At 61.0% G+C, this 26200-nt stretch carries 21 protein-coding genes; 6 read left to right on the top strand and 15 right to left on the bottom strand.

The features are described 5' to 3' along the window. Positions 1-35: 35 nt before the first annotated feature. The 7 genes from ACTJJN_RS22020 to ACTJJN_RS21990 all read right to left on the bottom strand — a co-directional run bounded on the left by ACTJJN_RS22020 (position 36) and on the right by ACTJJN_RS21990 (position 6905). Positions 36-371: a GlpM family protein gene (locus tag ACTJJN_RS22020; protein ID WP_003254977.1), complete on the bottom strand. Its 336-nt coding sequence runs from the start codon at positions 369-371 to the stop codon at positions 36-38. A gap of 23 nt (positions 372-394) precedes the next feature. After that, positions 395-1723 (bottom strand): sigma-54-dependent transcriptional regulator, encoded by a 1329-nt coding sequence (locus ACTJJN_RS22015; protein WP_012051385.1) that lies wholly within the window; start codon positions 1721-1723, stop codon positions 395-397. Further along, entirely contained in the window at positions 1720-3624 is a 1905-nt protein-coding gene (locus ACTJJN_RS22010; protein WP_012051386.1) for a sensor histidine kinase, read from the bottom strand. The genes ACTJJN_RS22015 and ACTJJN_RS22010 overlap by 4 nt, the downstream gene beginning before the upstream one ends. Before the next feature lie 68 nt (positions 3625-3692). Next, positions 3693-4427 carry an amino acid ABC transporter ATP-binding protein gene (locus tag ACTJJN_RS22005; RefSeq protein WP_003254971.1) on the bottom strand — a complete coding sequence of 245 codons (735 nt, stop codon included), beginning with the start codon at positions 4425-4427 and terminating at the stop codon, positions 3693-3695. Beyond that, a complete protein-coding gene (locus tag ACTJJN_RS22000) occupies positions 4424-5095 on the bottom strand; it encodes an amino acid ABC transporter permease (RefSeq protein ID WP_012051387.1) in 672 nt (223 codons plus the stop codon). The genes ACTJJN_RS22005 and ACTJJN_RS22000 overlap by 4 nt, the downstream gene beginning before the upstream one ends. Beyond that, positions 5096-5842, bottom strand: a complete 747-nt coding sequence (locus ACTJJN_RS21995; RefSeq protein WP_012051388.1) for an amino acid ABC transporter permease — start codon at positions 5840-5842, stop codon at positions 5096-5098. A 145-nt stretch (positions 5843-5987) separates the two neighbouring features. Further along, complete coding sequence (locus tag ACTJJN_RS21990; RefSeq protein ID WP_012051389.1) at positions 5988-6905, bottom strand: glutamate/aspartate ABC transporter substrate-binding protein; 918 nt, start codon at positions 6903-6905, stop codon at positions 5988-5990. A 332-nt stretch (positions 6906-7237) separates the two neighbouring features. On the opposite strand from ACTJJN_RS21990, the gene ACTJJN_RS21985 reads away from it, so the two are divergent. Next, complete coding sequence (locus ACTJJN_RS21985) at positions 7238-11557, top strand: NEL-type E3 ubiquitin ligase domain-containing protein (protein ID WP_440781610.1); 4320 nt, start codon at positions 7238-7240, stop codon at positions 11555-11557. Between the two features lie 27 nt (positions 11558-11584). On the opposite strand, the gene glpD is transcribed toward ACTJJN_RS21985, so the two are convergent. From glpD to ACTJJN_RS21965, 4 genes are all read right to left on the bottom strand, one after another. Next, positions 11585-13123 carry a glycerol-3-phosphate dehydrogenase gene (glpD, locus tag ACTJJN_RS21980; protein WP_012051391.1) on the bottom strand — a complete coding sequence of 513 codons (1539 nt, stop codon included), beginning with the start codon at positions 13121-13123 and terminating at the stop codon, positions 11585-11587. Between the two features lie 295 nt (positions 13124-13418). Beyond that, positions 13419-14174, bottom strand: a complete 756-nt coding sequence (gene glpR / locus ACTJJN_RS21975) for a DNA-binding transcriptional repressor GlpR (RefSeq protein ID WP_003254962.1) — start codon at positions 14172-14174, stop codon at positions 13419-13421. 101 nt (positions 14175-14275) lie between these two features. Beyond that, complete coding sequence (glpK, locus tag ACTJJN_RS21970) at positions 14276-15775, bottom strand: glycerol kinase GlpK (protein WP_004575666.1); 1500 nt, start codon at positions 15773-15775, stop codon at positions 14276-14278. 51 nt (positions 15776-15826) lie between these two features. Beyond that, entirely contained in the window at positions 15827-16678 is an 852-nt protein-coding gene (locus ACTJJN_RS21965) for an MIP/aquaporin family protein (RefSeq protein WP_003254959.1), read from the bottom strand. Between the two features lie 302 nt (positions 16679-16980). Between ACTJJN_RS21965 and ybaK the strand changes: the two genes are divergently transcribed. Continuing rightward, positions 16981-17451 (top strand): Cys-tRNA(Pro) deacylase, encoded by a 471-nt coding sequence (gene ybaK, locus ACTJJN_RS21960; RefSeq protein WP_003254957.1) that lies wholly within the window; start codon positions 16981-16983, stop codon positions 17449-17451. A gap of 71 nt (positions 17452-17522) precedes the next feature. On the opposite strand, the gene ACTJJN_RS21955 is transcribed toward ybaK, so the two are convergent. Both ACTJJN_RS21955 and argF read right to left on the bottom strand, forming a co-directional pair. Then, positions 17523-18632, bottom strand: coding sequence for an ABC transporter ATP-binding protein (locus ACTJJN_RS21955; protein ID WP_012051393.1), 1110 nt, complete (start codon positions 18630-18632; stop codon positions 17523-17525). Further along, complete coding sequence (argF, locus tag ACTJJN_RS21950) at positions 18629-19549, bottom strand: ornithine carbamoyltransferase (RefSeq protein WP_012051394.1); 921 nt, start codon at positions 19547-19549, stop codon at positions 18629-18631. Before argF ends, ACTJJN_RS21955 begins: the two co-directional genes overlap by 4 nt. Positions 19550-19923: 374 nt before the next feature. Between argF and ACTJJN_RS21945 the strand changes: the two genes are divergently transcribed. Both ACTJJN_RS21945 and grxD read left to right on the top strand, forming a co-directional pair. After that, complete coding sequence (locus tag ACTJJN_RS21945; protein WP_440781608.1) at positions 19924-22032, top strand: molybdopterin-dependent oxidoreductase; 2109 nt, start codon at positions 19924-19926, stop codon at positions 22030-22032. A gap of 91 nt (positions 22033-22123) precedes the next feature. Beyond that, a complete protein-coding gene (grxD, locus tag ACTJJN_RS21940; RefSeq protein WP_003254949.1) occupies positions 22124-22459 on the top strand; it encodes a Grx4 family monothiol glutaredoxin in 336 nt (111 codons plus the stop codon). Between the two features lie 57 nt (positions 22460-22516). Here the strand turns inward: grxD and bfr are convergent, their stop codons facing one another. Beyond that, entirely contained in the window at positions 22517-22990 is a 474-nt protein-coding gene (gene bfr / locus ACTJJN_RS21935; RefSeq protein WP_003254948.1) for a bacterioferritin, read from the bottom strand. 199 nt (positions 22991-23189) lie between these two features. Beyond that, the gene (locus ACTJJN_RS21930) at positions 23190-23408 is read right to left on the bottom strand and encodes a bacterioferritin-associated ferredoxin (protein ID WP_003254947.1); all 219 of its coding nucleotides are present in this window, start codon (positions 23406-23408) and stop codon (positions 23190-23192) included. A 224-nt stretch (positions 23409-23632) separates the two neighbouring features. Between ACTJJN_RS21930 and ACTJJN_RS21925 the strand changes: the two genes are divergently transcribed. Together ACTJJN_RS21925 and ltrA are read left to right on the top strand one after the other, a co-directional pair. Beyond that, positions 23633-24235: a peroxiredoxin gene (locus tag ACTJJN_RS21925; protein ID WP_003254945.1), complete on the top strand. Its 603-nt coding sequence runs from the start codon at positions 23633-23635 to the stop codon at positions 24233-24235. A 472-nt stretch (positions 24236-24707) separates the two neighbouring features. Continuing rightward, complete coding sequence (ltrA, locus tag ACTJJN_RS21920) at positions 24708-26129, top strand: group II intron reverse transcriptase/maturase (protein ID WP_221101214.1); 1422 nt, start codon at positions 24708-24710, stop codon at positions 26127-26129. Positions 26130-26200 lie beyond the last annotated feature (71 nt).

The following is a 26200-nucleotide window of genomic DNA, read 5'->3' as shown; positions in this document are numbered from 1 at the left end:
GGGCGAGCCCGCGAAGCAGCCAGCGCCGCTTTCGCTCAGTGCATCCGCACCCACACAGTCACCAGCACAGTCGCGGCGATCAGCCAGGCCAGCGTGGCCAGCGCCATCGATGCCTCGAGGCGCAAGCGGTCGACCAGTACATACAGGGTTGCCAGGTACACGAAATACGGAATGATCGACCACATGCCAAACAGGATGGTGGTCTTGAGGTCGGCAATGCTGCGCCCCTTGCCGACGATGTAGTGGGCAATCAGGGCAAAGGTGGGGAACAGCGGCACCAGCCCCGCGATGTAGTAGTTGCGCGTTTTCGACAGCACCGCCAGCAACAGCACCACGCCTGCGCCCAGGGCCGCTTTGAATACCAGGTCCACGTTGTTTTCCAGTTTGGGTTCAGTCAGGCGAGGCCGTATTTTTTCACTTTGTCGAACAGCGTGGTCTTGGCCATGCCCAGCTCCTGGCTGGCCTGGCTCAGGTTGCCACCTGTGCGTTGCAGGGCATCAGTGAGCAGGTTGCGTTCGAATGCTTCCACCGCCTCGGCAAAAAGCAGGCCTTGGTTGGCACCTCCGCTGGGGCCTTTCTTGAAGGCTGGCAGGCCGAGGGCATAGCGTTCGGCCACGTTGCGCAACTCGCGCACGTTACCCGGCCAGTCATGGGCCATCAGGCGTGACAGGGTCTGGCTGTCCAGTGTCGGTGTTTCCCGGTCGAACCGCAGCGCCGACTGCTGCAGGAAATGTTCGAACAACTGCAGGATGTCTTCACGGCGCTCACGCAGCGGCGGCAGCTCCAGGGTGACCACGTTCAACCGGTAATACAGGTCGCTGCGGAACTGGCCGCTCTGGCCCAAGGCATCGAGGTCGGCCTTCGTCGCGGCGATCACCCGGCAATCCACCGGGATGCTCTGGTTCGAGCCCAATCGCTCCAGGGTGCGCTCCTGCAGCACGCGCAGCAGCTTGATCTGCAGGTTGATCGGCATGCTCTCCACTTCATCGAGGAACAGCGTGCCGCCATTGGCGTGTTCGATCTTGCCGATGCGGCGTTTGCCGGCTCCGGTGAAGGCGTTGGCCTCGTGGCCGAATATCTCGCTTTCAAACAGGTTTTCCGGCAGGCCGCCACAGTTCAGCGCCACGAACGGGTGGCTCTGGCGACGACTGAAGTCGTGCAGGCAGCGCGCGACCAGCTCTTTGCCGGTGCCGGTTTCACCTTCGATCAGCACGTTGGCTGAGGTGTCGGCGACGTTGGCGATCAGTTCGCGCAAGTGCTCCATGGCCGGTGAGCGACCAATGATGCGTCCCTCCAGGCTGTTCTGCTCGGCCAGCTGGCGGCGCAGGGCCACTACTTCGCGTGACAGCCCGCGCTGTTCCAACGCGCGGCGTACTACATCGACCAGGCGCTCGGGGGAGAACGGTTTTTCCATGAAGTCGTAGGCGCCGTTACGCATGGCGCCGACGGCCATGTCGATATCGCCATGGCCAGTGATCAGCACCACCGGCAGGCTGCGGTCACGGGCCTTGAGGCGATTGAGCAGCTCCAGGCCATCAATACCCGGCAAGCGGATATCGCTGACGACAATGCCGGCGAAATCGTCGCCAATGCGCTCCAGCGCCTGTTCGGCGCTGCCCACGCCCTCGCAGGCGATATCCTCCAGGGCCAGCGCCTGCTGGCAGCCGAGCAGCACATGCGGGTCGTCTTCGACAATCAGGACGGTAAGAGGCGCTTGGTTCATGGATGCTCTGCCGATTCGCTAGGGGGGGAAACCAGGGGCAAGGCCAGGACGAAGGCTGTGCCGCCGGTGGCGGGATGCTCGACGTTGAGGCTTCCCTTGGCGGCGGCGGCAAGGGAAGCCGACAAGGTCAGGCCCAGGCCCAGGCCATGCTCGCCCGGTTTGGTGGTAAAGAAGGGTTCGAACAGGTGCTTGCGCGCTTCGGCGTCAATACCGTGGCCGTTGTCGCGCACCTGCAAACGGTACTTGTCGCCCTGCAACTCGCCTTCCAGCCACAGCTCAGGCTGCGGTTGCGCGGCCATCGCGTCAAGGGCGTTGCCGATCAGGTTGACCAGAATCTGCTCCAGGCGGGTTTGGTCGATGGCCAGTTGCTGGTCCTCGAACTGATGGTGCAATTGCAAGTGACAGGCACTGACGCGGTTGGCCAGCACCTGCAGGGTGGCCTCTACCGCCTTGGCCAGTGAAGCCTGGCCGCTGTCATCGCCGCGCCGGGCGAACGAGCGCAGGCTGGCGGTGATGCGGCCCATGCGGTCGATCAGGTCATTCATGGTGCGCAGGTTGGTGCTGGCAGTTTCCAGCGCCCCGCGCTCAAGGAAGCGCACCGTATTGCCAGACAAGGTGCGCAGCGCAGCCAAGGGTTGGTTCAGCTCGTGGGCAATGCTGGTAGACATTTGCCCGATGGCGGCCAGCTTACCTGCTTGCACCAGCTCATCCTGGGCGTGGCGCAAGGTCTGTTCGGCATGCCGGCGCTCGCGAATCTGGCCCTTGAGGCGTTCGTTGCTGGCGCGCAGGTCGGCGGTGCGTTCGGCAATCCGCCGCTCCAGCTGGCTGTTGGCCTCTTCAAGGGCTTCGCGGGCCGCCAGGCGTGTGGCGATCACTTTGCGCCGCTCGTTCCAGGCAATGCCGAGGATCGCCAGCAAGGCAAAGGCCACGCCCACCAGAATGCCCTGCACCATGGATTCGCGACGCAGGTCCTGCAGTGGGGTCAGCAGGGTGAAATGCCAGGGCGTGTCGACCAGGCGCCTGGTTTGCGCCAGGTAGGCCACTTCGTGCGGTTTGCCATGAGCGGTTTCGGTGTTGGCCGGGAAGGTCAGCTTTTCCACACCATCGGCCAGGGTTTCCCGGGCCAGGGGCTGCAGTTCGTTCAGCGGCCACCAGTAGTATTGCAGGCTTCGCGCCAGGCGCTCCTTGATTTGCGGGGTCAGCGGGCGCACCGACTTAAGGCGCCGGGCCGGGTCGCTGGAGAGAATGATGATGCCATTCTCGTCGCTGACGAACGCCTCCAGGCGGGCACGCTGCCAGCGCTCCTCGAGGGTGTCCAGGCGCACCTTGATCACCGCAACGCCTATGATCTTGCCGTGCTCCTCAAGGCCATGGGCCAGGTAATAGCCAGCCTCGCCAGTGGTACTGCCGATGCCATAGAAACGCCCGGGCTCGCCGCGCACGGCAGTCTGGAAGTAGGCGCGGAACGACAGGTCTTCACCCAGGAACGAGTCGGCATCACGCCAGTTGCTGGTGGCCTGTACCCGGCCATTGGTGTCGAGGACGAAGATGGCCCGACTGCGACTGCGACGGTTCAGGCCTTCAAGGTATTCGTTGACCGTCTGGCGTGAAGCGCCGTCCGGGTCGGTGAGCAGGTGCGAGACGCTGTCTTCCAGCTCCAGCAGGCTCGGCAAGTAGGTGTACTTGCTGATTTCGCTTTCGACCGTGCGTGCATGCAGCTCCAGCTGGCGTTCGCCGTTTTCGCTGAGGGCGCGGATACCATTGCTCTCGCTGATAAGGTAGCCAGCCATTCCCAGGCCGACCATCAGCAGGATGATCAATGGTGGTAACAGCAATTGACGGATCAGGCGGGAATTCACGGCAGGCTTGGCAGGGCGAAGTAGCGAGGGATCGCATTTCATCACAGTGGCCTTGTTACGACCAGCTTCCGCTGCCTGGTGGAGCCGTGGCAGCGGAAGCTGTGGCCGGGTCAGTGCTGCAGGATCTTGCTGAGGAAGTGCTGGGTGCGCTGGTCGCGGGCGCTCTGGTCACCGAAGAACGCTTCCTTGGTGCAGTCTTCGATGATGCTGCCCTTGTCCATGAAAATGACCCGGTTGGCGACTTTGCGGGCAAAGCCCATCTCGTGGGTTACGCACATCATGGTCATGCCTTCTTGGGCCAGTTGAACCATCACGTCCAGTACCTCGCTGACCATTTCGGGGTCCAGTGCCGAGGTGGGTTCGTCGAACAGCATGACGATCGGGTCCATCGCCAGGGCGCGGGCGATGGCCACGCGCTGCTGCTGGCCACCGGAGAGCTGGCCGGGGTGTTTCTTGGCATGGGCACTGAGGCCTACACGCTCGAGCAGCGCCAGGCCCTTCTTGGTGGCTTCCGCCTCGCTGCGGCCCAGCACCTTGCGCTGGGCAATGGTCAGGTTCTCGGTGATGGTCAGGTGCGGGAACAGCTCGAAGTGCTGGAACACCATGCCCACGCGCGAGCGCAGCTTGGGCAGGTTGGTCTTCGGGTCGGCAATCGAAGTGCCATCGACCACGATGTCGCCCTTCTGGAACGGCTCCAGCGCGTTGACGCACTTGATCAGGGTGGACTTGCCCGAGCCCGACGGGCCACAAACCACCACTACCTCACCTTTCTTGACCTCGGTGCTGCAGTCGGTCAGTACCTGGAAGTCGCCGTACCACTTGTTGACGTTCTTGATGGAAATCATACGGTGATCCTTTTTTGCAGGCGCTTGACCAGCCACGAAGCGGAGAAGCTGATGAGGAAGTAGACGACGCCGGCGAAGATCAGGAACTCATGGGAGCGCCCGATGATGTCGCCGTTGGAGCGTGCCGAGTTGAGGAAGTCGACCAGGCCCACGGTGTATACCAGCGAGGTGTCCTGGAACAGGATGATGCTCTGCTGCAGCAGCAGCGGGGTCATCTTGCGGAAGGCCTGGGGCAGGATGATCAGGCGCATGGTCTGCGCGTAGTTCATGCCCAGCGCTTGTGCGGCGCCCATCTGGCCCTTGGAGATCGACTGCACACCGGCGCGGACGATTTCGCAGAAATACGCGGCCTCGAACATCATGAAGGCGACCACGCAGGAGGTGAAGGCACCCACCGGGGTATCTTCGCCGGTGATCCAGCGCAGCACGAACGGGACCGCCAGGTAGAACCAGGTGATCACCAGCAGCAGCGGGATCGAGCGGAAGTAGTTGACGTAGGCACCGGCCAGGTTCGACAGCAGTTTGCTTGACGACAGGCGCATCAGGGCCAGGATGGTGCCCAGCACGATACCGCCGATGACACCCATGACCATCAGTTTGAGGGTCATGACCATGCCCTCCCAGAGGGCAGGCAGGGCAGGGATGATTTCGCTGAAATCCATTTCCATTTACTTGCCCCCCACGGAAATCAGGCCAGGCACGGCGACTTTCTTCTCGACCATGCGCATGAGCAGCATCAGGCCCATGTTCAGGGTGAAGTAGATCAGCGTGGCCAAAGTGAACGCCTCGAACAGGTTGGCGGAAAACTCTGCGGTCTGTTTGGTCTGCGCCAGCAGCTCCATCAGGCCGATCAGCGACGCCACCGAGGAGTTCTTGAACACGTTGAGGAACTCGGAGGTGAGCGGCGGAATGATGATCCGGTAGGCCTGCGGCAGCAGCACATTGTTGTAGATCTGCGGGAGGCTGAAACCCATGGCGCGGGCGGCAGCTTCCTGGCCTTTGGGCAGCGCCTGAATACCGGTACGCACTTGCTCACAGACGCGTGCGGCGGTGAACAGGCCCAGGCAGATGACCACGCTGATCAGCGCCGAAGTAGTCGGGTTGAGGTCCTGCTTGAACCATTCCTGCAAGCCTTCTGGCAGCAGGTCCGGTACCAGGAAGTACCAGATGAACAGCTGCACCAGCAGTGGCACGTTGCGGAACAGCTCCACGTAGGCGGTGGCGATACCCGATACCAGGCGGTTCGGTACGGTACGCATGACACCGAGGACTGACCCCAGCAGCAGCGCGATGATCCAGGCGGTGATGGCGATGGCGATGGTCCAGCCCAGGCCGGTGATGTACCAGTCCAGATAGGTTTCGCTGCCCACGCCGGTGGACTTGAAGAACACGCCCCAGTCCCAGTTGTAATTCATCGGGATTTCCCCTCAGACGGTTGTTTCACGGGCACCTTCGAGCATCCGGGGGCGCACGGCGCCCTCGGATGAAAGGTTAGACACTAATGAGTGGCCTGCAGAATTGATTCGTGCTTGTGAGCACCAGGCCACTATTTGCTGAGGATCAGGACTTCTTCTCGTCCGCAGCCTTGTCGGTTGGCTCGGCGATCAGTTTCTTCAGCTCGTCGCTCATCGGGAACTGGAGGTTCAGGCCCTTTGGTGGAATCGGCTGCTGGAACCACTTGTCGTAGCTTTTGTTGACTTCGCCCGACTTGAAGTAGGCAACGATGGCGTCGTCGACCGCTTTCTTGAACGCAGCGTCTTCCTTGCGCACCATGCAGCCGTAGATTTCATACGACTGTGGCGTACCGGTGATGACCCAGTCCGCTGGCTTGCGCGCCTTGGCCATTTCACCGGCGAGCAGGGCGTCGTCCATCATGAAGGCCACGGCGCGGCCGCTTTCGAGCATGTTGAAGGCTTCACCGTGGTCCTTGGCGGAAATCACGTTCATCTTCATCTGCTTGTCGGCGTTCATCGCCTTGAGGATGCGCTCGGAGGTGGTACCGGCGGTGGTCACCACGTTCTTACCGGCCAGGTCCGGGAAGTCTTTGTATGCAGGCTGACCGTCCTTGACCTTGGTCAACAGACGGGTACCGACTTCGAAGATGCCGACCGAGAAGCCGACTTGCTGCTGGCGCTCGACGTTGTTGGTGGTGGAGCCGCACTCCAGGTCGACGGTGCCGTTCTGCACCAGCGGAATACGGGTTTGCGAGGTGACCAGGTTGTAACGGACCTTGATGTCCGTGCCCAGTTGCTTTTTCAGCGCGTCGACGACGGCCAGCTGGATGTCATGCGAGTAACCGACGGGCTCGGGTTTGCCGGCCAGGTAGGAAAATGGAATGGAGGAGTCGCGGTGCCCCAGTGTGATGGTGCCCGATTCCTTGATCTTCTTCAGGGTGCCGGTGAGCTCCTCGGCCATGGCCGGCGAAGCGATGACTGCAGCCGCGATGGCTGCGCCCAGCAATTGACGAACGATACGCATCAAATTTTCCTCGACGTGTTTGTTTTTTTTATGGAGCCGTTGGCGGACTCTTCGTTCAACGAATACAGCAAGAAGCGGGTGCATTCGGCTACCAAGTGTAGAGCATGACTCGTGCCAAGCCCTGCTGTCGACCTTAAACCGCTTGTATTGCTCGCGCTTGACAGTCTCGGCATCTCTCTGGGGTTCGCCAGGCCGAATAAATGGCGCTTGCTCGTTCGGTTATCCGAACGCGTGGGCTGCCGCACATCCAGGTGTCGCGTGTGGTAACTATGCAGTGCGCGGCAAGGGCGCAGACGTAGTGTGCTCAGCTCTTTGCCTGGAGAGCTCCACAGATGTCACCGCACCGGCCCCCGAACGATTCCATCGATAGCCTGATTGCCCAAAACTTGCCTGGATGGCTAGTCGACCACGCGCAACCGGAAAGGCTCGATGCGTTACGTCATGCCCTGAGTCGCCAGGCGCACTGCAATGCGCGGCTTGGCCCGATCCTTCAGACCATCCCTTCTTTGCAAGCCTACGCAGCAGCGTTGCTCAAAACGAAACTGCGCAAGAGCGGCATCAGCAAACCTGACGTGACGGGTTGGAGTGTACGGGTCTCGCAGCGGCTGTTGCTGCCCAGTGCTTCGCCTGTGCTGCTGCGGCCCACCTATGTTCGCCGCTCCAGGCGTTCATTGCTGGAGGCGGCGTTGCATAACTACCATCGCAGGGAAACACGCCCCGGGCTCATGTTCAAAGGTGAACTGGTCGATGGCAACGGTAACCGGCTGCCGATGAGCTTCCACGCGTTTGCCTCCGCATGTCGCGAGGTTGACGCAGGGGGCAAGTACCAGGCGTTGCTTTCACACCATCTACAGCCTGAAGATGGCCCTGAGGATGAGCCGGGCCAGGCCGTTTCCCGCTTGCACGGGCTGTTCGAAGCGAGTTTCAAGGCCCATTTCGAGGTGGCGATGCGGGTCGCTGCGTTGAAACAGGACATTGACGAGCGCACGTATTTTTTTCTGTTGCCACTTATTGCCGAAAAGCCGGTGGTGCCTGCGCTGGTTGGCACTGTGGTGCCCCGACAGTTGTACCTGCTGGGCCGCCCGGTTCAAGGCGTGCTGACGCTGGAAGTGCGTCCGTCAGCTGACGCAGTGGAGTCGGTGGTGCTCTGGATACCCGATGACCCTCATCAGCCCGTCTCCCGTCATGCCAGCTGGGATGCACTCGACAATTACCTCGGTAAGCGCTTCCGTGCGCCGGCCTATCGGCGCTTTTTCGCGCGCTTCATTACCGAGCGTGAGCGCATCAATTTCTATCGGGTATTGAACGAACGGGTTGCGCAGGCATCGGCAGCCGGGGTGGAACTCGACGCCCGTTCTGCACCGATCACTGACGCACCGTTCGTACACCTGCGCCGGCAACACCTTGCCAAGATCAGGGATGACGCCAAGGTGCTCGCCGTGCCCACCGATGTCGAAGATGATGAAGACCGCGAAGCGCGCATGCAGGGCTACAAAGAGCTGGGTATGAACTTGCTGAATGTGGCGGGGGCTTTCGTGCCTGTGCTTGGCGAAGTGCTGCTGGTGGCAAACGCCGTTCAGATCGCTGACGAAGTGTATGAAGGGTATGAAGACTGGCGCATGGGTGATCGCGAAGGGGCGTTGAACCACCTGTTCAACGTTGCCGAGAACGTCGTGCTCGGCGGGATGATCGCCGCCGGCAGCCAAGTGGCCGTGCGTGCCCTTGAGCGTCTGGCCTTCGTCGATGATTTGGTACCGGTGTGCACCTCCGCAGGCAAGGTCAAGCTCATGGCCACGGATCTACCCGGTTACGATGCCCAACCGTTGCGGGGTGCTGGCGCACAGGAATGGTTATGGCACCTCGATGAGAGCCGTTATCGGGTGTTGGAGGATCCGCAGGATGGTCGCGCCAGGATCCTGCACCCTGGTCGTCCCAGTGCCTATCGGCCTGTGATGGAGCAGAATGGCGCCGGCGGCTGGCGCCACGAACTGGAAGCTCCCCAATACTGGGAAGGGCGGGCCAATCTGGTGCGCCGCCTGAGTACGCCCCTGGCAGAGCTACCGGAACCGACATGCGACTACCTGCTCCAGGTGACAGGGCTGAGTGAAGCGCAGGTTCGCCGTTTACACGTTGAGCACATGGGCGCACCTGCACGGTTGCTCGATGCCCTGGAGCTATATCAGGCACATGAATTCCACCCGGACTTCAGCGCGCCGCGACTTGCGCAGTACGTTGCTGATCGGCAAGTGCAGCCCAATGGCATCGAGCGGATATTGCGGCGCACTTTCCCCGGCCTGTCGGCTCGCTGTACCCGTGAGCTGCTTCAGCAATGCAGCGGTGCGCAGCTCGATACACTCAGCACCGCGCAGCGGATCCCTTTGGCAGTGGCCGAGCGTGCACGATGGTCGCTGCGCGAAAGCCGTCTGGACAGGGCCTGTGCCGGTTTGCGCCTGCCGCGTTGCGTCAATCCGGACACCGAACGCCTGGCTTTGGGCTTGCTCGAGCGTCAGCTGAAATGGCCGGACACCCTGCGCATCGAACTGCGCGAAGGTAGCCCGAGTGGCCGGTATCTGGCCGGTATCGGCGCAGAGTCTGCGCAGGATGTACGGTGTATCGTGCGCCGCGGCGACGGCTATCGCTACGCCGGTCAAGGTACATCCGGCCCCTACCTGGCGGCACTGTTGGCTGCGCTGGACGAGACGCAGACAGCCGATCTCGGCGATGCCGCTGTCAGTCCAGGCGCCCTGGGCTCGTTGCTGATCGAGGCCGCTGCCGGGGATCGCACCCAAGCGGCTGAGCTCTGTGGCATGCCACGTCTGGGTGTTGGCCTGCGACCCCCGACCCGTTTTGGAGATGGGCGTATCGGGTATGCCTTGAGTGGGCGAGGCGAGAGCAGTCGGCGTGCCATAGGGCGTGGTATTCACCAAGTGTTTCCGACGATGACAGACGGGGAGCTACAAGCCTATCTGCTTGACCTCATGGAGCGGCGAGTAGGGTTGTGGGAGCACTACAGCCAGCTCACGGGGCAGTTGGCGCGCCTGCGTCAGAGCCTGCGCCAGTGGCGCAGGGATGCCAGTAACCCGCTGGACGCGCTGCGCCGCCGTCGGGTCGCTACTGCCATACGGCGAAGCTGGCGGCGCAAGATAACCGACGAGGCCGGGGACTACGCGCTGATCATCAGCGGAGAGCGTATCGGTAGTCTGCCCGAATTGCCGGAGGGGGTGAGCTTTGATCATGTGCGACGGCTGATCCTCAGTGACCTGCGCCTTGGTGAAATCAATGGAGACTTCCTTCGACGTTTTCCCAACCTGATTGAGCTCGACCTGTCCGGCAATCGCCTGACTGCGATCCCTCACGGCATTGAACATATGCCCCGCCTGCGGCAGCTAAACCTGCGTCGCAACAGCGTGATAATGGATGAGGCCGGTGAATTGCGTCTTGCCGGGATGAGCGCGCTGCGGTACCTCGACCTCAGTCACAACCCGCTGGGAAGGGCGCCGGTACTGACGCGCCTGGGCAATTTGCGTGAAGTCAACTTGCGCTCTGCTGGCCTTGAGGCGTTGCCTGAGCGGATTTCATTTCGTGCCCACATAGACTTGCGAAACAACAACATTCGCACGCTGCGCCGAGAGTTGCAGCAGCTGCGCCTGCAGGTGCACCAGTTGTCCTTGCACGATAATCCACTTGGCGAAGCTGACGCATTACTGCTTGATGAGGCTCGAGGTGTAACCCCAGGGCAGTGGGGGTCAGCGTCCGCACGCCATCGCGCCATTGACAGTGACCTGTTCAATACCTGGGCCAACAGCACAGCCGACGCTGAACGTGATCGCCAGCAGGCCATATGGACAGCGCTGCTTGAGGAACCGCACTCAGATGGAATGTTCCGCTTTCTGGCAGACTTCGTTCACGGCGAGGACTTTGAGCAGCACCCTGGGCATTACCGCAGCCGAATCTGGCGAATTCTGGAAACGTGTGAGCAGCACGAGCAGTTGCGTCATCAGTTGTTTCTCGAGGCATCTGGCCCCCGCAGTTGTGAAGACCGCCTGCTGCTGTTGCTGGAGCAGATGGAGCTTGGGGTTCTGGTGCTGCGCGCCGTCGAAGACGCGCATGGCAGTCGGATGGAAGCTCGCTTGCTAAGCCTGGCGCGTGGTTTGTTTCGCCTGGACGAGGTCGACCGTCACGCGACGTTGCACGTGCAAAGCATGCATGCCGAGCACGCCCCTCATGTCGATGAAATCGAGACACGGCTTTTTTACCGACAGCGGCTTGCGCGTCCGTTGGGCTTGCCGATCGAGCTCGACGAAATGCACTACCCAGGTTTTGCAAACGTAACCACCAGCGATGTGTTACGGGTCCAGGACGCGGTTTTGCAAACTGAGACGACGGATGCCCTGATTGCCTCGTTGGCACAGCGGCCTTTCTGGGAGCAATACGCGCGCGAGTTTCATGCGCAGCGATTTGAAGACCTGGTACAGCCACTGCACCAGCGCATGGAGGCCCTGCAGGCTCAGGTAGATGAGCAAGTGATCAGCGAAAACGAGTTTCTGCAACGCTGTGAAGCACTGAAGGCTGATTTCGATCGCAGCGAGCGGGCATTGCTGGCGCGGTTGGCGCGGGAAGCCTATGAGCGCTGGGCGAATACGCCCCCTTGACGAATCAAGAGGGCTTCACCGTCGGTATCAGGCTGCGCGGCTATTCGTGCGCACCTTGCGGGCTTGCTGCAGATACGCCTCCAGGGCTATCTGCTCCTGTGCGGTCAGCGACAGGCCCAGCTTGGTGCGACGCCAGATAATGTCAGCGGTTTGCTCAGCCCATTCCTCCTCCAGCAGGTAGTCCACCTCACGGGTGAACAGCCCGGCCCCGATAGCCTGCCCGAGGTCTTCGGGGCCGTGAACGCCATCGAGCAGTCGCCACACACGGCTGCCATAGGTGAGCACCCAGCGTTTGGCCAGGTCTACAGGCAACCAGCCGCACCGTGCCAGTACGGCATCGATCAGCGCCTGTACCGTTGTCATGCCCTCTGCGCCTGGCAGTGGCGCACTGGCGGTCCAGGGGCCGCGCATCTGGGTGAAGAAGGGCTTGAGTTCAGCCATGGCCGATTCGGCCAGCTTGCGGTAGGTGGTGAGCTTGCCACCGAACACTGACAGCAGCGGTGCCTGGCCAGCTTCTGCCGAAAGGGCGAGTGTGTAGTCCCGGGTCACCGCCGAAGGGTTGTCCGACTCGTCGTTGCACAGCGGCCGAACGCCGGAGTAGGTATGCAGGATGTCGGCTTGGCTCAGTTGGTGGTTGAAGTGCTCGTTGACGACCTTCAACAGGTAATGTGTTTCCTGCTCGGTAATGGCGACCGCGGCCGGGTCGCCGCTGTATTCCCGGTCAGTGGTGCCGATCAGGGTAAAGCGGTCCAGGTACGGGATGCAGAAGACGATGCGCTGGTCTTCATTCTGCAGAATGTAGGCATGTTCACCTTCATACAGGCGCGGCACGATAATGTGGCTGCCCTGGATCAGGCGGATGCCGTAAGGCGCATCGAGCTTGAGGTCGTCCTTGATGAAGCTGGCCACCCACGGGCCGGCGGCGTTGACCAGCGCGCGGGCATGGATCGTCTGGAGGCTGCCGTCGGCGTGCTGCAGTTCTACCTGCCACAAGCCCTCTACACGTTCGGCGCGCAAGCAGCGGGTGCGGGTGTGGATGTGTGCGCCCAGCTCACGGGCCGCCATGGCGTTGAGTACTACCAGGCGGGCGTCATCGACAGCGCAGTCGGCGTATTCGAAGCCGCGGGTGATTGCCGGCTTCAGCGGGTAGCCCGGGCCGAAGCGAAGACTACGCGAGGCGCCCAGGCGCTTGCGCTTGCCCAGGTGGTCGTAGAGGAACAGGCCGGCGCGGATCATCCATGCAGGGCGCAGGTGCGGGCGGTGCGGAAGCACGAAGCGCATAGGTTTGACGATGTGCGGGGCCTTGGCCAGCAGCACTTCGCGTTCAGCCAAGGCCTCGCGTACGAGGCGAAACTCGTAGTGCTCCAGGTAGCGCAGGCCACCGTGAATCAGTTTGCTGCTGGCTGACGACGTGTGTTGGGCCAGGTCGTCTTTTTCGCAAAGGAAGACCTTCAAGCCGCGACCAGCGGCGTCGGCAGCGATGCCCACGCCATTGATGCCACCGCCGATCACGACAAGGTCATAGCAGTCGGCTGTTGGGGGCTGGGACGAAACTGGCTGGGACACGGGCAAGGCCTCCTGGGGCTGTTCACATCGAATATGAACATTGATGTTCGTTTGCGAAAATATTAGCGCAACAGAAAGCCGGTCGCCAGTCAGTCTCTATAGAAAAAACTGATCAAATGACAACGAAGTGAACATTTCCGAAAATTTAGGGGGTGGCTTTGGTTATGGGGGGGCGCTGTCTCAGGCATAACTGGCCCGAAACCGATGCAGGCGCGAGCCACGCTCGCGATGCGCCGCGCGGGCCGCACTTGATCTCACGGCCGCCATACATCTGGCGGCATGCACCCACCAGCCCTCAAACCACCTCAAGCCTGATCTTGTTCTGGTTCAACAATTGGGTAAGGGTGGGGGTTGGTGTCTGGTCGGTCACCAGGCAGTCGACCAGGTCGATCGAGCCCAGACGCACCATGGCATTGCGCCCGAACTTGCTGGAATCGGCCGCGAGGATCACTTGCCGCGCATTGGCGATGATGGCTTGCGACACCCGCACTTCCTGATAGTCGAAATCGAGCAGGCTGCCATCCTCGTCGATACCGCTGATGCCCACCAGGGCGAAGTCGACCTTGAACTGGTTGATGAAATCGACACTGGCCTGGCCGACTACACCACCATCACGGCGTACCGTGCCACCCGCCACCAGCACTTCGAAATCGTCCTTGGCGGCCAGGATCGCCGCCACGTGCAAGTTGTTGGTGATGACTTTCAGGTGGTTGTGGTTGAGCAGCGCCCGTGCGATCGATTCGGTGGTGGTGCCGATGTTGATGAACAGCGACGCATGGTCGGGAATCTGCCGGGCTACGGCGTCGGCAATGCGCTGCTTTTCGTCGCGCATCTGGTCGGCACGCATGGCGTAGGCGGTGTTCTCGATGCTCGAATCGTAAGCCGCGCCGCCGTGATAACGACGCAACAGGTTGAGCTCGGCAAGCTGGTTGATGTCGCGTCGGATGGTCTGGGGAGTGACAACGAACAGCTGCGCCATTTCCTCGATACTGACATAGCCGCGTTCGCGTACCAGTTCGAGGATTTGTTGTTGGCGAGGGGGCAGATTCATGGGCGGTCCTTTGGGGCTGCCGGACAAATTCTGCAATGATGCCGTAGGAAGGGGATGACGGCCAGTGGACGATTGGGGCCGCATGGCGGCCCCAACAGCTATCATGCCTCGTGATCTTCCCAGTCACGGGTACGCTCGACCGCCTTCTTCCAGCCGGCATACAGCTTTTCTTTCTGCGTTTCGTCCAACTGCGGGCTGAACTCACGCTCGATGATCGCCTTGTCGCGCAGCTCGTCCAGGCCACTCCAGAAGCCACAGGCCAGGCCTGCCAGATAGGCGGCGCCCAGCGCCGTGGTTTCGCGCATCTGCGGCCGCTCGACGCAGGTGCCGAGGATGTCGGCCTGGAACTGCATGAGGAAGTTGTTGGCCACTGCACCACCGTCCACGCGCAGCTCGGACAAGCGCTGGCCACAGTCTTGCTGCATGGCGTCGAGGACATCGCGGGTCTGGTAGGCGATGGACTCCAGTGCGGCGCGAATAATGTGGTCCACCTTCACGCCACGTGTCAGGCCGAACAACGCACCACGGGCATACGGGTCCCAGTACGGGGCACCCAGGCCGGTAAAGGCGGGCACCAGGTACACGCCGTTGCTGTCCTTGACCTTGCTGGCGAAATACTCGGTATCCAGGGCGTCGTTGACGATCTTCAGTTCGTCACGCAGCCATTGCACGGTAGAGCCACCATTGAATACCGCGCCTTCCAGTGCATAGGCCACCTCACCACGCGGGCCGCAGGCAATGGTAGTGAGCAGGCCGTGGGACGACTTCACCGCCTGGTCGCCCGTGTTCATCAACAGGAAGCAGCCGGTGCCGTAGGTATTCTTGGCTTGGCCCGGCTCAACGCACATCTGGCCGAACAGTGCCGACTGCTGGTCGCCGGCGATACCAGCAATGGCAATGCCGCTCTTGGTGTGGCCGTACACTTCCGAAGATGGGCGCACCTCAGGCAGCATTTGCCGCGGGATACCCAGGATCTGCAGCAGCTTGTCGTCCCACTGCAGGCTGTGGATGTTGAACATCAGTGTGCGCGAGGCGTTGGTGTAGTCGGTGACGTGAACCTTGCCACCCGTAAACTTCCAGATCAGCCAGGTGTCGATGGTGCCGAACAGCAGTTCGCCACGCTCGGCGCGTTCACGGGCGCCGTCGACATTGTCGAGGATCCACTTCAGCTTGGTGCCGGAGAAATACGGGTCGGTGACCAGCCCGGTGGTTTCACGAATGTAGCCTTCGTGGCCGTCGCGCTTGAGCTGGGCACAAATCTCGGTGCTGCGGCGGCACTGCCAGACAATGGCGTTGTACACCGGGCGTCCGGTTTCCTTGTCCCACACCACCGTGGTTTCGCGTTGGTTGGTGATGCCCAGCGCAGCGACCTGGGCGTGGCTGATACCCGCCTGGGCAAGGGCCTCGACCATGGTGGCGCTTTGTGTGGCGAAAATCTCCATCGGGTCATGCTCGACCCAGCCCGCCTGCGGGTAATGCTGTGCGAACTCGCGTTGGGAGGTACCTACAACATTGGCGTCACGGTCGAAAATGATCGCCCGTGAGCTGGTGGTACCCTGGTCCAGGGCGATGATGTAGTTCTTATCCTGGGTGTCTGTCATGGTCGTAGGCCTTGCAAGAATAGGGGGTCAGGGCTGTGCGTGATGGCGGCATCAATTGGCTTGAGTATCGCCCTGGCGAATGTCATTTGTCTCAGGGGTCGCGGCGGGCGCCATTGGCAGGTTGCGTGCAATCAGGCCGCGATAGCTCGCTGCACCCAAGCAGGCGCCAAGGATCGGTGCAAATACCGGAACCAGGAAATAGGGAATATCCCGCCCGCCAGTGAAGGCGATTTCGCCCCAACCGGCCAGGAAGGTCATGAGTTTTGGCCCGAAATCGCGGGCCGGGTTCATCGCAAAGCCAGTCAATGGGCCCATGGCGCTGCCAATCACTGCAATCAGCAAGCCGATCAGCAGCGGGGCCATGGCGCCGCGCGGCAGGCCGTTGTTGTCGTCGGTCAGGGCCATGATCACGGCCATCAGAATGGCAGTGATCACCACTTCGACCAGAAACGCCTGGCTGGTGGACAGCGACGGGTGCGGGTAGGTGGAGAACACCGAGGCCAGCTCAAGGCTGCCTTCGCTACCGCGCAGCATGGCGTGGGCTTGTTCGAAATCGAAGAACAGATTGCTGTACAGCGTGTAGACCAGTGCTGCGCCACAGAATGCGCCGCATACCTGGGCCAGCATGTAGAAGGGCAGCTTGCGCTTGTCGAACCCTGCGAACAGTGTGAGGGCGATACTCACGGCTGGGTTCAGGTGCGCACCGGAAATACCGGCGGTGAGGTAGATGGCCATGCTGACGCCCACACCCCAGATGATACTGATTTCCCAAAGCCCGAAGCTGGCGCCGGCCACCTTGAGCGCGGCGACGCAGCCGGTACCGAAGAAGATGAGCAGGGCGGTGCCGAGAAACTCGGCCAGGCATTGGCTGGACAGTGTGGGTTGGCGCAGAGCAGTCGTCATGTATGACCTCGTTTTTTTTGTTGTGAGGCGCGTGGCGCTCGACAGCAAAACCCGGTGTCTATCCCCATTGACCCCGGGTGATGTAGGAAATGCACCTTATAAGTGCACCGCTTATTCAGAAACGAAAAAATATAGACAAGAAACGCTGATGTCAAAGGTCGAAAGTGAACGGTCAGTCACGATATGGTCGCTAGAATCAGCTGCTGATCCCTGTACTAGACGCGCGCGATTGCGGTGCGGTGGCTGGGATGTGGGAATTGTCCTAAAGTAGCCGCCGAGTCGTCCCTGACTGGAGCCCTTGCATGACCCCCGCCCTAGACCTGTTGAAGAAGCACCGTGCCGAGCATCGTGTGCACAGTTATGAACATGACCCGAAGTCGGCGTCGTATGGCCTGGAGGCGGCAGAAAAGCTCGGGCTCGACCCGCAACAGGTGTTCAAGACGTTGCTCGCAAGCAGCGAGAAAGGGGAATTGCTGGTAGCGGTTGTGCCTGTGGTGGGGACCTTGGACCTCAAGGCCCTGGCCCATGCTGCCGGGGTAAAAAAGTGCGAGATGGCCGACCCGGCAGCGGCGCAGCGGGCGACCGGTTACCTGGTGGGCGGCATCAGCCCGCTGGGGCAGAAGAAGCGCCTGCGGACCTTTATTGATGACTCAGCGCAGAATTTTGCAACTATCCATGTCAGCGCTGGCAGGCGTGGCCTGGAAGTGGAGCTGGCAGCGGCGGTGCTGGCGGAGTATACGCAGGGCACGTTTGCCGGGATCGGCAGAGGCTGAGATCCGGAGCCGCGCTGCAGCCCAATCGCGACACAAGGCCGCCCCACAGGAGNGGCCCCAAGGGTCTGCAATCAGGTCGCGGAACTGTACCGACGCACGCCATTCTCCTGGCGCGGCAACTGCGCCGCTACGCTACCCGGCACCGGGAACAGCACCAGGTGATCGGCTTTCACCGCAATCCCCACATCTTCACCGACCTGAAGGTCGTTATGGCTAGGGAAGATCGCTTCCAGCTGGCTGCCAGTCGGCAGTTGCAGGCGGTACAGGGTCGATGCCCCCAGGAAGCTCTTGCCAACGATGTTCGCCTGTAGCCCGCTGCCCGGTGCATACACGATATCGTCGGGCCGCAGCAGTACATCCACCGAACTGCCCGGCGCCATGATGTAGGCGCGGTTACCGCGCAGCTCACCCACTTCGGTATTGACTGCCTCGTGGCTGCTCATTTGCCCACGGATGAAGTATCCCTGGCCGATGAAACTCGCCACGAATGGCGTCTGCGGTTCGTGGTAAAGGTTATAGGGCGTATCCCACTGTTCCAGGCGGCCTTCCTTGAAGACGCCAACCTGGTCGCTGACGGCAAAGGCTTCTTCCTGGTCATGGGTGACCAGAATGGCGCTGGTGCCGCGGCTTTTGAGAATATCGCGAACCTCATGGCTCAGGCGCCGGCGCAGCTCCACGTCGAGGTTGGAGAATGGCTCGTCAAGCAGCAACAGTTGCGGCTCGGGCGCCAGCGCCCGGGCCAGGGCGACACGTTGCTGCTGGCCGCCAGACAGCTCATGCGGGTAACGCCCGCCCAGCCCGCCGAGTTTGACCAGCTCCAGCATCTCTTCGATGACGTCGGCCTGGCGTGGGTGTTTGGCGATACCAAAGGCAATGTTCTGCGCCACGGTCAGGTGCGGGAACAGCGCGTAGTCCTGAAATACCATGCCGATGCGGCGCTTTTCCGGAGCCAGGGTGAAGCCCGCCCGGGAAATGACCTCACCGGCCAGGTGGATTTCACCTTCGTGCACCGGCTCGAAACCGGCGATGGCGCGCAGGGTGGTGGTCTTGCCACAACCGGATGAACCCAGCAGGCAACCGATGTCGCCTGCGTTCAGGTGCAGGTTGAGGTTCTGGACGATGCGCTGGTCGCCATAGCCGCAGGCGAGGTTGCGCAGGTTGAGCAGTAGGGGTTGACTCATGCGTGGTGGTAAGCCGGTTCTACAAGGAATTCGAGAAGCGCCTTCTGTGCATGCAGGCGGTTTTCAGCCTCGTCCCAGGCGACCGAACGTGGGTCGTCGAGCAGGTCCTGGCTGATTTCCTCGCCACGGTGGGCGGGCAGGCAGTGCATGAAGAGGACATCGGGTGCAGCCAGGTCGAGCAGTTCGCGGGTGACCTGGTAAGGCGCGAAATGCGCCAGGCGCCGTGCAGTTTCCTCCTCCTGACCCATGGAAGTCCAGACATCGGTGACCACCAGGTGTGCATCACGCACAGCTTCCTTGGCATCCCGGATGATCTGCACGCGGTCACCGCCCAGTGCCATGAAGCGTTGATCCGGCTCATAGCCTTCGGGGCAGGCGATGCGCAGCTGGAAATCGAACTGCCTGGCGGCTTCGATATAGGAGTTGCACATGTTGAAGCCATCGCCGATCCAGGTCACGGTCTTGCCCTGAATCGAGCCGCGGTGTTCAACGAAGGTCTGCATGTCGGCCAGCAGTTGGCACGGGTGCGATTCGTCGGACAGGCCGTTGATCACTGGCACACGCGACTTGGCGGCGAACTCGGTCAGGGTGCTGTGGGCGTGGGTACGGATCATCACCACATCAACCATGCTCGACAGCACGATGGCGCTGTCACCAATCGGCTCGCCGCGGCCCAGCTGGGTGTCGCGGGGCGACAGGAAGATGGCCTGGCCGCCGAGCTGGATCATGCCGGCCTCGAACGACACACGGGTACGGGTCGAGGACTTTTCGAAGATCATGCCCAGCACACGGTTCTTCAGCGGTTCGAACAGCACGCCTCGCTTGCGCAGGTCCTTCAGCTCGATGCCGCGGCGGATCACCCCGAGCAATTCGTCGGTGGTGAAGTCCAGCAGGGAGAGAAAGTGCCTAGCGCTCATGAGTGACTACCTTATCTGCAACGGTATGCAGGTCGACCGTATGGTTTTTTTGACAACGGGGGTGACCTGCGGCGTAAGCCGCACGGGGCGGACGAAATAGGGAAAGGCGCAATACTATAAGTAAATGTCGCCTGAAGCCAAGGGGGGAAAAGCGGGGGTGATCGCAAAGGGTATTGCAAAGGGTGTCTTTACCCGTTGGCCCGTGCTGTTCTTTATTTGCTACAGACGGTTGTACACGGCTTGCTGGCAATTTGGCAAATGGCTGTCGTAAATCGTGCGCCTGATGTCGGTGGATTCACGCGGCGAAGCGCACTGGCCGCAGGGCGGGGGCGGGCGCATAGTCACTGTTCGACAACAACAAGGCAGAGGCGGCCATGACCAAGACCCTGCATCACCGTGCCTGTCACCTGTGCGAAGCGATCTGCGGGCTCAACATCGAAGTCAGCCATGAGGAAGACGGGCGGGCCCTGATCAGCTCGATCAAGGGCGACCCCATGGACCCGTTCAGCCGTGGCCATGTCTGCCCCAAGGCTGTGGCGTTGCAGGACATTCAGAACGACCCGGATCGCCTGCGCCAGCCCCACAAGCGGGTCGGCGAGCATTGGCAGGCCATTGGCTGGGATGAGGCTTTCGCACTGGCAGCCGAAAAACTGTGGGCGGTCCAGCAAGCCCATGGGCGCAATGCCGTGGCGGTCTACCAAGGCAACCCGAGCGTGCACAATTACGGCTTGATGACCCACAGCAACTACTTTCTGGGCCTGCTCAAGACCCGTAACCGTTTCTCAGCCACTTCAGTGGACCAGTTGCCCCAACACCTGGTCAGCCACTTGATGTATGGGCATGGGCTGCTGCTGCCGATTCCGGACATCGACCACACGGGGTTCATGCTGATTCTTGGCGGCAACCCGCTGGCCTCCAATGGCAGCATCATGACTGTTCCGGACGTGGAGAAGCGCCTGAAGGCCCTGCGGGCGCGTGGTGGGCGCCTGGTGGTGGTTGACCCGCGGCGTAGCGAAACGGCGGCAATGGCTGACAGCCATTTGTTCATACGCCCCGGTGGTGATGCAGCCCTGTTGTGCGGCTTGCTCAACACATTGTTCGAAGAAGGCCTGGCACGGGGCTCGCACTTGCCGGTCAACGGCCTGCAGCAGGTGCGCGAGGCCATTGCGCCGTTCAGTGCCGAGGCCGTGAGCGCCCAATGTGGTATTGCTGCAGCGGATATTCGCCAGCTGGCACGCGACTTCGCCGCTGCCGGGCAGGCCGTGTGCTACGGCCGCATGGGCGTCTCGACCCAAGCATTCGGTACCCTTTGCCACTGGCTGGTGCAACTTGTGAACCTGGTGACCGGCAACCTCGACCGCACAGGCGGCGCGTTGTGCACGGAGCCTGCCGTCGACCTGGTGGCAACCACCTCGGGCGGCCATTTCAACGCCTGGCAGAGCCGTGTGTCGGGTTTGCCCGAGTACGGCGGCGAGCTGCCGGTGGCTGCCCTGGCCGAGGAAGTGCAAACACCGGGCGAAGGGCAGGTGCGGGCCCTGGTGACCGTTGCCGGTAACCCTGTGTTGTCCACGCCTAACGGCCGCCAGCTGGATACGGCGCTGGAGGGTCTGGAGTTCATGCTCAGTATCGATCTCTACATCAACGAAACCACCCGCCATGCCGACTTGATCCTGCCCTCCACCTCAGCGCTGGAGAACGACCATTACGACAGCACCTTCAACTTGCTGGCAGTGCGCAATGTCACGCGCTTCAACCGGGCGATCCTGGCCAAGCCGGAGGGGGCACTGCATGACTGGGAGATCTTCGTCGGCCTGGCCCAGGCGTTTGCCAAGCGTGCCGAGTTGGCGTTGAAGCCGACCTGGTCGCCTGCGCAGATGATTGATCAAGCCCTGCGCAAAGGGCGCTATGGTGAAGCAACGCCTTGGCAGCTCTCCCTGGCAACACTGGACGATCACCCGCACGGGCTTGACCTGGGGCCGTTACGCAGCAACCTCGCTGGGCGTTTGACGACCGTCAGCAAGGCTGTCGAAGCAGCCCCTCAGGTCTTGCTGGACGACTTGCACCGCCTGGCGCAAATGACGTCCCCAGTGCCGGGCGAGCTGCTGCTGATCGGGCGCCGCCATGTGCGCAGCAACAACTCGTGGATGCACAACTTCCATCGCCTGGTGAAAGGCAAGCCACGGCATCAGTTGTTGATGCACCCGCAAGATTTGCAGCAGCGGCAACTGCAGGATGGCCAGCGCGTGCGCATCCGTTCGCGTACTGGCTCACTGGAGGTCGAGGTGCAGGCTTGCGAGGACATGATGCCCGGTGTGGTCAGCTTGCCCCATGGCTATGGTCATGGTCGTCAGGGCGTGCACCTGCAGATCGCCCAGGCGCAACCCGGCGTGAGTGCCAATGACCTGACCGATGAGCGCTTTCGGGACCAGGTTTCCGGGAACGCTGCGCTCAATGGCGTACCCGTGCAGGTCGAGGCCGCTTGAGGAACGGCAAGGCCGAGCACGGCGCTCGGCTTTCCGATACAATGCGACACCGTGCCGACGACTGTGTCGGATAGTTCAGCCGAGGTGCTACATGGATATCATCGAAACGATCAAAGAGCAGATTGCCAACAACACCATTCTGCTTTACATGAAAGGCTCGCCGAATGCCCCGCAGTGCGGCTTCTCTGCGCGTGCATCGCAGGCCGTGATGGGTTGTGGCGAAAAGTTCGCCTACGTCGACATCCTGCAGAACCCGGAAATTCGCGCCAACCTGCCAAAATACGCCAACTGGCCGACCTTCCCGCAACTGTGGGTAGCCGGTGAGCTGGTTGGCGGCAGCGACATCATGCTGGAAATGTTCGAGAAGGGTGAGCTGCAAACCCTGATCAAGGAAGCGGCTGCCAAGGCCAAGGCTTCTGAAGCCTGATCTTCCGGCAAGCATAAAAAAACCCGCGATCAGCGGGTTTTTTTATGGGGCGAATAGTTACTCTTCGCCCATCTGCGACTGCAGGTAGTTCTCGATACCGATCTTGTCGATCAGCCCCAGTTGGGTTTCCAGCCAGTCGATGTGTTCTTCCTCGGACTCGAGGATATCTTCGAGCACGTCACGCGAGCCGAAGTCGCCAGCGGTTTCACAATGGGCGATGGCGGCCTTCAGGTCGACCAGGCCTTGCTGTTCAATCTTCAGGTCACACTCGAGCATTTCCTTGGTGTGCTCGCCGATCAGCAGTTTGCCCAGGTCCTGAACGTTAGGAATACCTTCGAGGAACAAAATACGCTTGATCAGTTTGTCAGCGTGCTTCATTTCATCGATGGATTCTTTGTACTCGTGCTTGCCGAGTTTGTTCAGCCCCCAATCTTCGTACATGCGTGCGTGCAGGAAGTACTGGTTGATCGCGACCAGCTCGTTTCCGAGGATCTTGTTGAGATGCTGGATGACGCTTACGTCGCCTTTCATGTCGGGTTCCTGCCCTGTAGAAGTGTGTCAATCCACTGAAGTTTGAGCCCGATACTTAGGTGTGTCAAACCTAAGTTCTTGAATACTAAGTGAAAATTAATAGGAATAAGAATGTTTGTGAACCGCGTTGCAACGCTAACTTGTTGAATTGCGGGCATAAAAAAACCGGACACCAGGTCCGGTTCTTGAAATTCTGCGTTCAGGCAGCGGTAAATTCGACGGGGTAGGGCAAGGCCGCCTGGCTGACCTGAAGCTCGGTCAGGGTCTCGCGGACCACCTGCTTGGCCACGCAGGCGCATTTCCCACACTGGCTGGCGACATTGGTGGCGGCGCGCACTTCCTTGTAACTGCAGCATCCTTCATAGATCGCATCGCGGATCTGTCCGTCGGTAACGCCGACACAAAGACACACATACATAAGGGCTGACCATCGCTGGTTGGGTCGATGGGTTGGAGCTTAATGTTAATGAGAATGCTTGTCAAAGATCTTTCTGAGGGTGCTGTGCTTGAGCGACCGGTGGTCGCTTTGTCGACGGAGTCGGCCTGTCATGAGAAGCCGTGTATGATGGTCGGCCTTTGTTGGATGTCGGGCAAGCCCGTCTGGCCCGGCAAACGGTTTTTCACCCTCATCAGGAGATTACAATGAGCGTACTCGTTGGTAAGAAAGCCCCCGATTTCACCGTTCCGGCCGTGCTGGGCAATGGCGAGATCGTCGATAGCTTCAACCTGGCCTCGGCCATCAAGGGCAAGTACGGCCTGGTGTTCTTCTACCCGCTGGACTTCACCTTCGTCTGCCCGTCCGAGCTGATCGCCCTGGACAACCGCATCCCTGACTTCCAGGCGCGCAACGTGGAAGTGATCGGCGTGTCGATCGACTCGCACTTCACCCACAACGCCTGGCGTAACACCCCGGTCAACAACGGCGGCATCGGTCAGGTGAAGTACACCCTGGCTGCCGACATGACCCACGAAATCTGCAAAGCCTACGACGTTGAGTCCGAAGGCGGCGTGGCCTTCCGTGGTGCCTTCCTGATCGATACCAACGGTGTTGTCCGTTCGCAGATCGTCAACGACCTGCCACTGGGCCGTAACATGGACGAGCTGCTGCGCCTGGTTGACGCTCTGCAGTTCCACGAAGAGCACGGCGAAGTGTGCCCTGCCAACTGGAAAAAAGGCGACAAGGGCATGAACGCTTCGCCTGAAGGCGTTGCTGCCTACCTGAGCGAGAACGCTGGCAAGCTGTAATTGCTGCGTGCATGAAAAAACCGGCCTTCGTGGCCGGTTTTTTATGGTGCGCCAGGCATGGCGCGTTGCGCGATAGCGCAACCAGCTTGGCTGTGGTGGCCTCGCTGGTGACTTGGGGGTGAAAGTCCTCTACACACCCGGCAAGGGGAAGTGTTAGCCAGAGGCAAGGGTGTCGTGGGCGACTACGAATCTGAAGGAAGCCCGAGGCAAAATGCTGGCCTGACGAACAGGAAGCGGATCAGGCGGCGCAGCGGGGCAAGACGGCCATAATCGTCAAAGCCCAATACTTGCACGGAACGCTGCGACGTAAATCCGACAGGCATAAGCAGGAAGGTCACGCGAATTACCCTGGGAGATCTGTACGCTTGCCTTGGTGCTACCGAGCGTCGAGAGGCGACGGGATGAGCGTGCAGAAGTCAGCCGAGGCCGTAGTAAGTGGCGGTTAACCGCGTCACCAAGGGCCGAACAGGTTATGCCGCCAGTAGGCGTCACTGTCTCGTTGGTAGCCGCAATGCAGAAATTTCCTAAAACGGAATCTGTCACTCCGAATCCCGGCCAGAAGCCGAGGATGATGCCTGACAGCGCAAAGGTATCGACGGCGTCATCGGCGTGGACGAACGCAGAGCCGGACACGCTGATGGAGCGGGTGCTCGCACCGGCCAACCTCAGACGTGCGTATAAGCGCGTAGTCAGCAATAAGGGAGCGCCGGGTGCCGATGGCATGACGGTCGCCGACCTTGCAGGCTATGTGAATCAGTATTGGCCAATCCTCAAAGGCAGATTGCTGGCCGGTGAATACCATCCCCAAGCCGTACGTGCGGTTGAAATTCTCAAGCCGCAGGGCGGCACGCGGCAACTGGGAATTCCCAGCGTCGTGGATCGCCTGATCCAGCAGGCATTGCTGCAACAACTCACGCCATTCTTCGATCCTTTGTTCTCGGATTTTAGCTACGGCTTCCGTCCGGGCAGGAGCGCGCATCAAGCTGTCGAGATGGCCCGTGCCCATGTGGCATCGGGGCACCGGTGGTGCGTGGAAGTCGATCTGGAGAAGTTTTTTGATCGGGTCAACCACGACATCCTCATGGCCTGTATCGAGCGCCGGGTCAAAGATAAGTGCGTACTTAGGCTTATCCGTCGCTACCTTGAAGCGGGAGTCATGTCAGGCGGTGTCGTCAGTCCACGGCAGGAAGGGACGCCGCAAGGCGGCCCGCTCTCGCCGCTGCTGTCGAATATCCTGCTCGATGAATTTGACCGCGAACTGGAGCGGCGGGGCCATCGCTTCGTGCGCTATGCCGATGACGCGAACATTTATGTGCGCAGTCCTCGGGCTGGCGAACGGGTACTGGCTAGTGTCGAGCGCTTCCTGAGTCAACGTTTGAAACTGACGGTGAATCAGAAGAAGAGTCGAGTCGCGAGAGCCTGGAAGTGTGATTACTTGGGTTATGGGATGAGCTGGCATCAGCAGCCAAGGTTGCGGGTGGCAACGGTGAGCCTGAGTCGCCTGCGCGACCGGCTCGCAGAGCTGCTATGCGGCGCGCGGGGCCGCAAGATGGCAAACACCATCGAGCGGATAAACCCCGTACTACGAGGTTGGGCGGGTTACTTCAAGCTCAGCCAGAGCAAGCGGCCACTTGAGGAGCTGGATGGCTGGATCAGGCACAAACTCCGCTGTGCCATTTGGCGCCAATGGAAACAGCCCTCTACGAGGGCGCGCAACCTGATGCGTCTGGGCTTAAGCGAGGAGCGTGCCTGTAAATCGGCCTATAACGGCCGAGGCCCATGGTGGAACTCGGGGGCGCCACATATGAATCAGGCGCTGCCGAAGAAACTATGGGATCGACTCGGACTGGTCTCGATACTGGATACGATCAACCGGCTTAGCCGCATAGCTTGAACCGCCGTGTACGGAACCGTACGCACGGTGGTGTGAGAGGACGGCGGGTGTGAACCCGCCTCCTACTCAAT

Source organism: Pseudomonas sp. 22515 (assembly GCF_052044625.1).
GTDB lineage: Bacteria > Pseudomonadota > Gammaproteobacteria > Pseudomonadales > Pseudomonadaceae > Aquipseudomonas > Aquipseudomonas alloputida.
Note: the sequence above shows the minus strand (reverse complement) of the source record. Positions and strands in the feature narration are given on the sequence as shown.